Source organism: Acinetobacter sp. Leaf130 (genome assembly GCF_001423205.1).
Classification (GTDB): Bacteria; Pseudomonadota; Gammaproteobacteria; order Pseudomonadales; family Moraxellaceae; genus Acinetobacter; species Acinetobacter calcoaceticus.
On sequence record NZ_LMOE01000001.1, the window covers coordinates 842598 to 855301 of the forward strand.

Annotated in this window: 11 protein-coding genes; 2 read left to right on the forward strand and 9 right to left on the reverse strand. The window is 35.0% G+C overall.

The genetic code is table 11. The features are described 5' to 3' along the window. Positions 1 to 762: 762 nt before the first annotated feature. Positions 763 to 1647 carry a LysR family transcriptional regulator gene (locus ASF86_RS03570; protein WP_056479508.1) on the reverse strand — a complete coding sequence of 295 codons (885 nt, stop codon included), beginning with the start codon at positions 1645 to 1647 and terminating at the stop codon, positions 763 to 765. A gap of 89 nt (positions 1648 to 1736) precedes the next feature. Between ASF86_RS03570 and ASF86_RS03575 the strand changes: the two genes are divergently transcribed. After that, on the forward strand, positions 1737 to 2174 hold the full coding sequence (locus ASF86_RS03575; RefSeq protein WP_056479512.1) for a PACE efflux transporter: 438 nt from the start codon (positions 1737 to 1739) through the stop codon (positions 2172 to 2174). Positions 2175 to 2232: 58 nt separating this feature from the next. Here the strand turns inward: ASF86_RS03575 and ASF86_RS03580 are convergent, their stop codons facing one another. The 3 genes from ASF86_RS03580 to ASF86_RS03590 all read right to left on the reverse strand — a co-directional run bounded on the left by ASF86_RS03580 (position 2233) and on the right by ASF86_RS03590 (position 5541). Next, a complete protein-coding gene (locus tag ASF86_RS03580) occupies positions 2233 to 3648 on the reverse strand; it encodes a purine-cytosine permease family protein (protein ID WP_056479513.1) in 1416 nt (471 codons plus the stop codon). A 245-nt stretch (positions 3649 to 3893) separates the two neighbouring features. Then, entirely contained in the window at positions 3894 to 4358 is a 465-nt protein-coding gene (locus ASF86_RS03585) for a hypothetical protein (RefSeq protein ID WP_056479516.1), read from the reverse strand. Positions 4359 to 4611: 253 nt separating this feature from the next. Continuing rightward, a complete protein-coding gene (locus ASF86_RS03590) occupies positions 4612 to 5541 on the reverse strand; it encodes a DMT family transporter (protein WP_056479519.1) in 930 nt (309 codons plus the stop codon). Between the two features lie 94 nt (positions 5542 to 5635). Between ASF86_RS03590 and ASF86_RS03595 the strand changes: the two genes are divergently transcribed. Next, positions 5636 to 6487, forward strand: a complete 852-nt coding sequence (locus ASF86_RS03595) for a LysR family transcriptional regulator (RefSeq protein ID WP_056479522.1) — start codon at positions 5636 to 5638, stop codon at positions 6485 to 6487. A 91-nt stretch (positions 6488 to 6578) separates the two neighbouring features. Here ASF86_RS03595 and ASF86_RS03600 read toward each other — a convergent pair whose 3' ends face one another. The 5 genes from ASF86_RS03600 to ASF86_RS03620 all read right to left on the reverse strand — a co-directional run bounded on the left by ASF86_RS03600 (position 6579) and on the right by ASF86_RS03620 (position 12611). Next, positions 6579 to 7205 (reverse strand): sterol desaturase family protein, encoded by a 627-nt coding sequence (locus tag ASF86_RS03600; RefSeq protein WP_005041207.1) that lies wholly within the window; start codon positions 7203 to 7205, stop codon positions 6579 to 6581. A gap of 97 nt (positions 7206 to 7302) precedes the next feature. Further along, the gene (locus ASF86_RS03605) at positions 7303 to 8307 is read right to left on the reverse strand and encodes an AraC family transcriptional regulator (protein WP_056479525.1); all 1005 of its coding nucleotides are present in this window, start codon (positions 8305 to 8307) and stop codon (positions 7303 to 7305) included. 84 nt (positions 8308 to 8391) lie between these two features. After that, entirely contained in the window at positions 8392 to 8571 is a 180-nt protein-coding gene (locus tag ASF86_RS03610) for a hypothetical protein (protein WP_017390526.1), read from the reverse strand. 561 nt (positions 8572 to 9132) lie between these two features. Next, positions 9133 to 10152, reverse strand: coding sequence for a fimbrial protein (locus ASF86_RS03615; RefSeq protein WP_056479526.1), 1020 nt, complete (start codon positions 10150 to 10152; stop codon positions 9133 to 9135). Further along, positions 10149 to 12611 (reverse strand): fimbria/pilus outer membrane usher protein, encoded by a 2463-nt coding sequence (locus ASF86_RS03620; protein ID WP_081407540.1) that lies wholly within the window; start codon positions 12609 to 12611, stop codon positions 10149 to 10151. The genes ASF86_RS03615 and ASF86_RS03620 overlap by 4 nt, the downstream gene beginning before the upstream one ends. Between the last annotated feature and the right edge of the window lie 93 nt (positions 12612 to 12704).

A 12704-nucleotide genomic window follows, 5' to 3' on the forward strand; every position in this document is an offset into this window, starting at 1 on the left:
TTTCGATTCGAATTGTTAATTCTTTTAAAATATATATTGTTTGAAATATAGCCAATTTGTGGGAGGTCATTTGAATAATACTGACAAGATTAAGTTAGATAAGTTTGCCGAAAAATAGTAGAGCACAAGCTGATTTGTGCATGTATGTATCGCACGCAATTCATAAATTTAGGATTAATTATTTTTAGAACCTATAAAGGACTTTTCCTTCAGTTTTTGGAAGTTTGGATATAATCTAAAAATTACTCATAAAATATTGAGAGTCAAAATTTTTAAAATAAATAATCTAATATATAGGATGAATAAAGCTTTAAAGATGAAAAGCGAAAAGAGATGAATAAAGGTGAGCTTATTTTTAAAATTAAGTACTTTATCTCATTTTATTAAAAAAATAGAACTTTTAAGTGGAAAAGTTCGAAATTTTTATCATTGAAATTTCTTTCTTTTCCTAATGTGTTTTCTATATAAAACTTAAAGTGTAATTGCTTTCACGTGGAATACAAATGATTGTATTTTATTAATTTTATTCTTGACTAAAATGCTAAGTTTTAATAAAGTATAAATGTATTTTTCCAAAATAAAAAACTATTGCTTAGTCCTGAAATACAGTAAGAAGCCTGCTTTTTAAGTAGGCTTCTTGCTTTCTATAATATTGACGGAAATAGGGGCTGAACAATAAGCTAAATTTTTAAAGCAAGTATATTTAATCTGAAGTAAAACTATAAAAGAGATTAGATGTACTCAGAACTAAAGTATAAGAAATTATAAATTTTCTTGAATAATTTGGATGAGTTCTCGAGCCGCTTTAGATAATGGGCGGTCTTGAAGCCAAATTAAGTAAATGGATAGAGGTAAATGATTTTTGGTATTTTTAAAATCTAAAAGAACTAAATGACCTTGATCGATTTTTTCTTGTACTAATGATAAAGGGAAATTTCCCCAGCCGAGTCCTGCTTCAACCATATTAATTGCTGTTTGTAGACTATTCGTTTTCCAGTACATTGCACCAATAATTGAACGAGAATCTGTCATTTCATGGTCACTACTCGCTACTACAATTTGCCTAATATTGATTAACTCTTCAATAGAAAACTGCTTTGTTTTTTCTTGTAGAAGATTATGATTAGACGAAATAGTGGCAACTACTGTTTCAGTCATTACCAATTGCAGATTTTCACGCATTTTTATATTTAGGTCTGACCCTGCTAAGCAAAGACTAATTTCTTCCTTATAAAGTAAATTGACGATGTCATCTTGAGGGGCAGTAATAACTTCTATATTAAGTAATGGGAATTTATCAGCTAATTTTTTTATTGAAGAGAATAATAATTTGGTATTTACATCAGAGACAACTCCAATACGTAATTTACTTTCAAGGCCTAAAGAAAGTTCATGGGCATGAGTGCTGAATAGCCTAAGCTGTTCAGAAATAATGCGAGCCTGGGGTTCTAAAGCTAATGCTGTAGAGGTTGGAATGACCTTTCGATGGGTTCGTTCAAATAAGATATAACCCAATTCTGCTTCCAGATTAGCAATGGCCATGCTGACTGCTGAGGGGACCCGATTTAGTTTACGAGCGGCCGCAGAGAAAGATCCCGTATCTAGTACGGTGATGAAGAGTTCAATATTTTCACTGTTAAAATTCATTTTGATATCAGTCAAACTGAAAGCTATTAACTTTATATATGATTTTAACTGAAATTAAAATATAAAGAATTAAGCAGAGTTTATTGATTATGCAAGGTGTAAAGCGTCGAATCGTATATGTTTCTTCTTATGAAGTGATTGGAATGATTATTTCATCAGTAGGATTAGCTATCTTGGCCGGTGATAGTGTGGAGCATACAGGGCCTCTATCTGTCATGATTACGACCATCGCTGTAACTTGGAATTTTATTTACAATGTTTTATATGAGAAGTGGGAAGCTAGGCAAAGTAGTAATATCCGTACAGTCAAACGTAGGATTGGGCATGCAATTGGTTTTCAGCTTACCTTAGTTTTATTTTTGATTCCTCTTATTGCATGGTGGATGGATATTTCTCTGATTGCTGCTTTTTGGCTAGATGTAGCCTTTATTATCATTATTCCCATCTACACTTTTATCTTTAATTGGGGCTTTGATAAGTTGTTTGGGCTTCCTGCTTCAGCACAGGTTAAAGCATTACAAGAATAGCTTTTTATCAATTTCAATAAGATATCAAAGTCATACTTTGATATCTTATGTTTGGGCTTTACTTAACTTGTTCGAGAGGTAACTGTTTTACAAACTTTAGTTGGGCTCTTTTAGCAAAAAAATAGTAGATCAAAGCTGTAGAGATAAGTCCCACAAGCCATGATAGATCTATGCCTCCCAACATTGCCGCGATTTGACCTGTATAGAATTTACTATCAATAAATGGCAGTTGAATCAAAATACCTAAAAAGTAGCAAGTAATACCAATTCGATTCCAGCGACCATACTTACCATTTGGGTCATATAGCGCATCTACATCACATTCTTCTTTAGAGATAAAGTAGTAATCAACCAGATTAATTGCGCTCCATGGAATAAAAAAAGTAAGTAAAAACAAAATAAATGCTTTAAAAGCACTTAAAAAAGTGTGCTCGCCAATAATTGCTATAAAGGTCGAGATCACAACCATAGCAAGGACAATGAGCAATCTTGTTATTTTTGAGATTTGATTTGTCGATTTGAAACTGTTCCAAACCGTAGCAACACACATAAAACTACCGTAAGCATTTAAGGTCGTCAGAGTAACTTTGCCAAAGGCAATACTAAAATATAAGAAGGTAACAACTAAGGCGATGGGGTTCATTCCAACCACATATTGAACCTCATTTCCAACAAAATTCCCGTTTGCAACCTGAGCAATCAAAACGCCTAAGCTCATAGAAATTTGTGAACCCACTAAAGAACCTAAGCCAACGGCCCAGAAAACGCGAGATGAAGACGTTTTAGTTGGAAGATAACGCGAGTAGTCTGCAACATACGGTCCAAAAGAGATTTGCCAAGAAGCAGAAAGTGAAACTGCTAACAAAAATGAAGACCAACTAAAATGACGCACTGCTAAGAGTTCTGAGAAATCAGAAAGAGCTAAAATTTGAGTCAGAATAATCACAAAAGCAATCAAGCCAATAATACTGGCTACTTTGCCTACCACATGAATTAAACGATATCCAATTGTTGCAAATAAGATAATAAAGCAAGCATAAATTAAGATGCCAGTTGTATTGCTGACCTGTGCTAGATGTGCAATAGCTTTACCCGCGAGTACCTCACCAGTTGCAGTAAACCCCAGATACATGAGACAGACGAGTATGATTGGAATACACGCACCATATACCCCAAATTGAACACGACTTGAAATCATTTGTGGAAGGCCAAGTTTTGGACCTTGAGCAGCGTGTAGAGCCATGACAGCAGCACCAAAACACTGTCCCACAAATAAACCAATAATCGACCAAAAAACATCCCCGCCTAATACAACTGCTAGTGCACCCGTCACAATAGCCGTGATTTGTAAATTGGCACCAAACCAGAGGGTGAATTGGGCAAACACTCCGCCATGTCTTTCATTCTCTGGAATAAAATCAATGCTTCGGTTTTCAATAAAACTACTATTTGGTTTCTCAGCCGATGAGTCCATTACACTCTCCTTGTCCTTTAAGAGTCCACTCTATTTTTATTAAGTCTGCATTTGTACAAACAAATACAAACATGTATATACAAGTAATTTTAAAAAGAATCAAATACTTTTTTAGGCTGTAGAACCTAAAAGTGGCTTAAATATTTCATAGATAAATAAAAAAATAATTAGACTGATATTATTTTTAATAGATTTGAATGATATAAAAATAATATATAAAAAAGCCCTCTATTGAGGGCCTGACTTTATACATTCGTGTCTAAGATAGCTTGAAAAAAAGTTGGAAGTTCAGAAAATTGGACGAGTTGGGTTTTATCTTCTTGTTTATAATAATACTGATAGGTTGGAGCTTCTGAATGATTATCGAGATATTGAGTTGCATCGGTAAATTGTGCTTTTGCAACTGGTTTGTCTTTTTTAAATTTCACAATAATAGGGTTTACTGAATTTAATTTTACCGGAACACCATTCTCAAATTTAGCAGTTTCAATTAATAAAGAAATTTTAAAATTTCCGAATGTTACACAACAGTGGCCTCCATTTTCTGTTTTAATTTCTTGATCATGAAAAAGCTCTTTAAATAAATTCTTTAAAGATTCTCTATGCTTATCTAAAGCGATCTGAAAATCATGATCTTGTTGTCCAATTTTTTCTTGCTCTTCTTGCAGCAATTGGGCTTGCTTTTCAATGGCGGTGAAATCCAGCTTCATTTTAATATCTCCTTAGGTTGTTTTAAAACTATATATGGCAATCTTTTATTAAGTTTTAAAGAAACATATATTATTTGTTACAACGCAATAATTAAGATGAGCTTTTGTGATAAATAATTGAAAATGTAAAAATATATTTTTAAAAATAAAACTTATAAAATTAAAGAGTTTATTAAGTAAATATTTTTTCTATTTTTTATTTGAAAATGCTGCTACATGATAAACATATGATTTTAATGTAGCAGCATATTTCCTATTTTGTACAATGTTTTACTATAAGTGGCGTGCCTTTAATTTTAAAAAAACCTCCGCTACTCATTACACCAAACATCACTAAAGCTGTTCCTATTAATTGCCAGATATTGAGAGACTGCCCTGTAAGTAGGGCGATCAGCATACTAAATACTGGTACAAAGTTAAAAAAGACGGAAGCACGTCCGGCTCCTAACTTTTGTATACCATTAAACCAGAATAGATAAGCAATCATTGTAGAGCAGATAATGACATAACCCATGGCCAGATGTGCATTTACAGGCGCAGAAGTGATGGCTGTAAGAGGATCTTCAAATATCATACTTAACACGCCAAGTGTTACTGCCCCGAACATCATAGAAAAAGTCGTTGTTTCTAAAGGCGTGGCATTTTTTACATAACGGCGAGATAGAACATTTGCTAAGCAAAATCCAAAAGCCCCTAATAATATAAATAGATCTCCAATGTCTATTTTCAGGTGAAGTAAAGTTGTTATATGCCCCTGACTAATGACGAGTAACACACCACTTAAGCCGAATAAAACACCTAAAAATTTACTAGGGGTAAGTTTTTCACCGTCCAAAATAATTGTCATTAATAGAGTCATCAACGGTGTGGTTGCCATAATTAAAGCACCATTCACTGCAGATGTAGTCTGTAAGCCATAAAAACAACCTATGTTGAATCCTGCAATGCCGACAACCCCAATAATAAGATAGATAAATAAATTTTGACTTAAGGCTGCCCATCTTAGTTTGCCTGTGATTGAAAAGATCAGAAGTAAGCTTAGGCTTGCAATTGAAAACCGTTCAGATGCGGCAGATAGCGGAGGCATATGTTGAATAATATAAGACATTGCATTAAATGCTGATCCCCAAAAAAACATCGTTAATACAACACCAGCATAGGCATAAGCCACCGTTCTGTTCATCGACAGGCTCCCACTAAGAAAGGTTTTATTCTGGGCAATTATATAAAGGTGTACAATTCCGTATTAATACACTTCTAATGTGAAAATTTGCACAATGATTGATTGGGAAAATTTACATTACTTTTCAGTTTTTACCGAAGAGAAGTCACTGTCAGCTGCCGCAAGAAAGTTGGGGGTAGACCATGCAACTGTATCCAGAAGAATTGCTCAACTAGAACAAAATTTAAAACTCAAATTAGTTGATCGTAGACCACGCACATACATACTTACCCCGGATGGAGAGCGTCTTGCACAAGTAGTTGCTCGTATGATGGAAGAAACGTTTTCTATTGAACGTTTAACTCAGGCTGGTCAGCAAGAAGTGATGGGTAGTGTTTCTATTAGTATGCCTCCTTTAACGGCTGCGCATCTTATCATGCCTCATCTGGGAAGGTTTTATCGTCATTATCCCCAATTAAAATTACGTGTACTCGGCGATGTTCATTATGTTTCTTTGCGGCATAGTGAGGCTGATATTGCTGTACGATTTGGACGTCCTAAAGATGAAAACTTAGTTGCTCGTAAAGTAGGCGAAATTCCTTTTGGAATATATGCTGCTCCAAATTATTTAGCTTCAACTGATTCTGAAAGTTATGAATGGATCAGCGTAGAGGTCGGGGGGGTACATGGTCAAAAACAGCAGAAGTTAAAAGAAAGATTAGGCAATAAAGAACCTGTAATGGTTACAAATCATCCTGAACTTCAGTGGAGAGCAGCATGTGGCGAAGCTGGGTTAGCTGTGTTACCTGATTTTTTAGGAACACTGAGTAACTTGGTCAGATTGCAAGATGATCATCCTATGAGTGCTGAAATCTGGTTGGTAACCCATGAAGATCTACGACATAGTCCTGCAATACGTGTAGTAATGGATTTTCTGGTGGGTTGTTTCGAGTCTTTTAGAACTTAAACTTGGTTAGTTAAATGCTAACGCTTAGAAGTCTGTTTAAAGAAGCTGCCATTTTTCCGCAGCTTCTTTTGAATGTAGTTAGATCAATACGCTAGGTTAGACTAACTTCTATGCCTTCACGTAAATTAGATTGATCTTGACGAGAGTTTAAATCAATTTTGGCAAAAGACTTAGCAAGTAAACGTCTAGCAGCTGAATTAATAGGTTTTTCTACCCACTTAGGTAATTTCATCCCTAAAGGATTAGTTTCGGTTTTAGATACTTCGGTGGTTACTCTTGTTCCCATAATATAGTCAAACCAAGGTCTGGTAACGCACCAATTAGCATTCTGATTACTTGTCATATGGTGATCATAATGCCAAGGAATACGTTTTTTTGCATATTCTGGGTCTAAATGAGATTTAGCATGTACACGCCAATAATTCCATAAACCATAATAGAGTCCAGCTGTAAAAAAAGGAGCTACAGGTAAAAAAATGGTAGCAGCACCTGCTAATCCAATTAAGGCTGTTTTTTCATTATAAATTTCAGCATTTTTAAGCATAGATTCGGCATAGCCTTCATCATGAAAGCCATTTAAACGAGCACGTTTATGATGTGCGATATGTGTGAAAAATGGACTATTACGATACTGGCTTGGAAACTCATGCAGCCAAACTTTATGAAAGTACCATTCCAGGCCATTTGCTACAAAAACACCTACAGGGAATCCAAGCATATTGGTCACTTCTTCTTAATTACAATTTAAAGCCATTGTAGAAGAAGAATGTTTTATCCCTTTGACCTAATAGGCAGTAGACCAATTGCCTTTAGAATCAATTTGATTGTTTTTGTTTACGTTGTCGATAAGCACTTGGAGTTTCATTGGTCCATCGTTTGAATGCACGTGTGAACGCAGAGGGTTCTGAAAAACCGGTTAAATAAACAATTTGATCAATAGTTTCTTGTGTATTAGCAAGCAAACGTCTGGCAAGTTTTTCTCGATGCTGATTTAGAATCTTTTCATAATTTGTATTAATAGCTTGTAAATCAGCGCGAAGAGTACGAGGGTTGCGGTTTAATTGTTCTGCAATCAATTTTTGATCAAATTGCCCAGATTCAAGTAGTCCATTACTAAGTAAACGTTCAATTGCATGAATCAGTTGATGCTTTTCTAATGTTAATAACTGCTGTTCCGCAAGAGTTTCATGGATTTTTAATAATTCTGGCTCAGCAGCTGGCGAGGTCTTATTTAATAGTACACTAGGAAAAACTATAGCACCTTTTGTTTGGCCTAAAATGACGGGGCATTCCCACATCTCTTGATAAGTTTCAGCCGAGGCACCTTGTTGATAAGGTAGAGTAATATGACTAGGTCTGAACTCATTATTAGTAATATATTTAAAAAAATTAAGAAAAACACCAATTCCACATTCTAGATAATGCCTTACGGGGTGCTCAAAACCCGATAATATTGCTTGATCTTCATTAATGGTTAAGGAAAGGCTAAATACATCTGTAAGTAGGGCTTGATATCTTATAGTACGTTGTAATCCTTCACAAAATGTAGAGCTGCTCAAAAATAAATATTCAATGACCAAACCTCGGAAAGGGGGCATTTGCTTACCTACATGTAAGCCAATATCAGGATCTTGGCTAATTTCTTCAGCGGCTGTCCAAAACCGTTGTTGGGTAGAATTATCTCTACGAATATTTTTATCGGGTGGTTGATTGGGCAAATTTACACTTGCAAAAATAGATGCTGCATCTAAGCCCATCTTTTGCATAGTCTGGTAAGTCATCCATAAAAAAATTCCAGCGTCTGAAGAATTTTTAGACATGATTTGATGACAACCCTATAAACTATAGCGCATATTCAATCATGATTTTATTGCTGATTCTATATCTCAGAAACTTATATTAGTTTAATTATCAGGAAAGAAACCCGCATCTTCACGTGCTTGCTTTAAAGCTAAGATAAAGGAGGTTAATAAAAGCAAACCTATAAAAAAAAGAAAAAGATCGATGTTACTAATCGCAAAACCTATACTTGTAGCACCTAGACTTAGTAATAAGATACATAATATTTTCCAAAAAATGAGCATGTTACGTTCTGATAAAAAGTCTAAAACATATTATTTGCAATTGAAGGGGATTTCTAAATTTATTTATGTTTTTTTTATTATAAATTATGTAATTCTTTAAAGTTTAAATTTTTATGATTTTAGTCTAAATATTTGAAGTTAAAGTAAATTTAAGTTTATCCGACTTGACGAGTGTCTTTTAATTTTTCTTAAAATTAAGTTTTTATTAATTAATAGAATGATAATTCTTTAGAAGCACTATAAAATAGCGGTTATAAATTAAATTTATTTTTTTAATTTATTTAAAACAATATGTTATGATGCTTTTTTAAATTTTTGTTAAAAAAAAGACTTGATCTTTAAGCCGAATTTTGAAATTATACCCATGCAAATTGTGATCTATTTCCCACAATTTGTATTTCAGGTTAAGTGGTTATCACTAATGCTCATTTGCTATTTTTGCTTATGAGCATTTTTTTATGTGATTTTTTAATAGAACTACAAAGTTTGAAAAAAATTAGTTTTTTGAGTTCTCTTAGTAGCATTAAGCTTATTTGTTTTTAGTAATTTTATAGAGAATAGTTAATCATATTGAATCGTCACCGTCGCTGTTGCTTTAACCTCACCTGCGGTCACATTAGTGGCAGTCTGATAGTAACGAGCAGTTAAAGGTATATCATATTCAACAGTTTGGTTGGAACTCACCATACCTATACTTAGTTTGCTTGCTTTTTGAATCGGCTGATTTGCTCCATTCATATTCCATAACAGTTCGACACCCACACCGTTGGCTTTGATTGAATTCGCGGCACTGTTGTTAATCACCTGATTATTGGAGATATCAGAATTATAATCAAAACTTAAGCTGACCGTATTGCTCGTAGCGATACCAGAGTTGTTTTCGCCACCATTACATAAGATTGATAGATTAAAATTCTGTTCCCCTTGGGTTGACCCAATCGCTCTAAAGCCTGATTTCATCACGGTTGGAAGTTGAACTGGTGAATCTACACCATTTTGAATTTCACAAGATGAAGACGCAATAAGAATAGGGGCATTACTTAATACAGTAGTAGTTAAAAATGGACGGTTCTGTTGTCCTGATACGTAATAGGTACTGTAACGGCCTGCGACTAGTGCTCCAGAACCTGTTGTCATGGCAGTTTTAATAACCTCCATAACAAAATACCCTGGGGAAAGCGTATATGCTTTATTTGGGGTTAATGTACGTCTATAGGGATAATATCCTGAAAAATCTGAAGCATCGGCAGCTTCACGATAAAGACGAATACCAATACCGGGAATATTAGTCGCATAAACATTATTACCTATAGGACTAATTGGATAATTTAAGGGGAGAGCTGCAATAATTTGATCACTCGCGCGATTACAAGTTGCAGTTGAATTATTAGGAGATATTGTAAAAGTATTCTTTTGTAAGATCGTTCCTATTGGATCATTTGGTTTTACTACGATTTTACCTATAGTCATCGGAATATCGACGGTAGTAAATCCTTTACTTAAATTACAATTTGCATTTGTATGGCTATAAGCAAATAGACTAGCTGCCAAAAATCCAATTTTTTTTAAAATATTATTCATTTACAGACTGCCTTTGTCATAATAATTGGTTGGTTGTTATGCTTTATTTGATCCGCTATATCGTATTCAATTTCGCATTTTTCAGTACTCGTATTTCCCCATTTCACATATAAACGGTCATGGGTTAAGGGTGTTCGTAAATAAATGCGACTGCCTTGTGCGACAATTCCTATTACTTCGTTATTCTGGTTATATACCTGTGCGGCAAAAGGTAGATGTGAGCCATCTAATGTTGTTGTACTAATAAAAAGTGCATAACCTTTTTTTGTTGAGAATTGAACTTTAGTGATCGAACCTGCATAAGGGGCAATCCGTAAACTGCTCTCACCAAGTTCAACTTGTGTGGACATGTTTTGCGGGTCAAGACTGATGTCATTCATACGGTAAGGCGTAACATAGGGAATAACTGCATATCCCTTTTTGTTAATACTGAGCCCTGGTGTATTACCGACTTGTGCTCCCGTAGCATCCGGTGCATAGACCAGCACCATGGTTTGAGCCTGATCTGGCCCAAACAGAATTCCTTGGGAATGTGCAACAACATTGCCACTGAAGTTAAGCATTTCTTGTTGGTATGAATCTGCGTAACTGAATGAAGCACCAAGTGTTGTATAGTTTGTTTTATAGGTACCATTAATATTCAGGTTGGTTTGACCATGGTCCTGATTAGAAATTGATGCGCCGTAGTTTAAGCGTCTTCCTGTAAAGCCACTGAAGCTTAAAGTCTGGCTGTCCTCACCAATAACACTATTAAAAGTTAGAGAATTTTTCTTAAAATCTAATGGAAAAGATAAAGAAGCAAGGTACTGCGTATCTTGACCTGTGCGGGTGCTGCCTTCATCAACTTCGCTGCTAATTGCGGATAAACTATAAGTTAAATCTTTAAATTGATTGCTATAACCTAATTGGAACTGTTTATTGGTCTTGGGTTGATTCCAATAGTTTGTCCATGAACCCACTAAATAAAAATTTCCCCATTGCTTTGGAAGAACTTGATTTAAAGTAATCTGGAGTTCACTTTTTTGTTTTCCTACGGAAAAGCTATCAATATTTTGTTGTTGTAAATCTTGAATTAAAATTGCATCACGCAATTTGAGGTAGTTCTCTGTTGAATAGCGATAAGTAGCTAATGTTAAATTAGTATTTGTTGGAGAAAATAGTCTACTGTAACTTAAGCGATAACTTTGACCTGTCATTTTAGATTGATGATCAAACTCAGCTTTTGATTGAGTGGCATCAAAAGAGACAGCTCCAATGGGTGTTGAAAAAGCTGTACCTAGTAATAATGAGAGATACTGCTGGGTCGCTTGAACCGCACTGTAAGCTGTGAGGTAATTATTAATTCCCCGTTGATACTTACCCTGTATCAGCCATGGAGTTAGGCTAAGGTTTGAATCTCGAAACTGCCCTAAAGTAAAAGAGTATCGACTCATTTGAGGGCGTAGCATTTCGACGACAGAAGCATAGGGAATAGAGAATTTTTGAATTATTCCATTAGATTCAATTACCGAAACTTGTAGCTCGCCTCCAAATCCCGTTGGGTAAAGATCATTAATTTCAAAGTTTCCGGGTGGTACCGTTGTCTGATAAATTAAATTGCCTTGTTGCCTAACCTCGACTTTCGCATTGGTTTTTGCATAACCTCTCACTCTGGGAGCGTAACCGAGCATACTGTTTGGAAGCATTCGGTCATCACTTGAAATGTTTACCCCGCGATACGGTAACGAATCGATAAAATCACTATTAGTAAAATAATCACCTAAAGTCACAACGCCATGAATTTTCGGAAATGCTTTTTGTATATATGTATTTGTTGAAGTATAAGAAGAATTATCAGTTTGAAAATCAGTATGGTCTTGCCATTTCCATTGTCCATTATGGCGAAATTGCCAACTCGCTAAATTTGCTCCAAGATTAGTCCCCATAAAAGCATATGTACTTTCATGTTGTTCGTTAACTATCCGATAAGCAGTCGCGTTATATGTCAAAAAAACTGCATTAATACCTCGATCCCAAAAATGTGGGTCGATATAGCCTTGTGCATTTTTTTCTAATGTGGCTTGGGGGATAGAAATATCAATTCTTAAACGAGAGCTATCAAATAAATAAAAAGCATTATCTATCCAAGCCCCAAGTGTGTCACAAGAAAGAGACGATGCATGAGAATGTTGGCTAAGCACCTCAGCTTTTACGCCGTATTCTAGTAACATGGCTTCTGTGAAACAGGTTTCGGCATTTGCATTGGGAGTACGAGCATAAAAGCGCATACGTCGTTTACCCAGCCATTGACCATTAATATAGACATCTAAGCTATATTCACCAGCTAAGATAGGGTTTCCATATTTGAAACGACCAATATCAATTTTTTGCGCATTACCTACTAAAAAATTACTATCAAACTCTGCTTTTGAAAAACTTGAAACATCGCTACTATTTTCGGCATATGCAGCTAAAGGCATAAATACCGCAATACTTGAGGCCACATAACAAGTAAAAGGGCTTTTTAAACATATATAAGGTATAAACCATTTAGACATAGTTTTAGAGCCTAT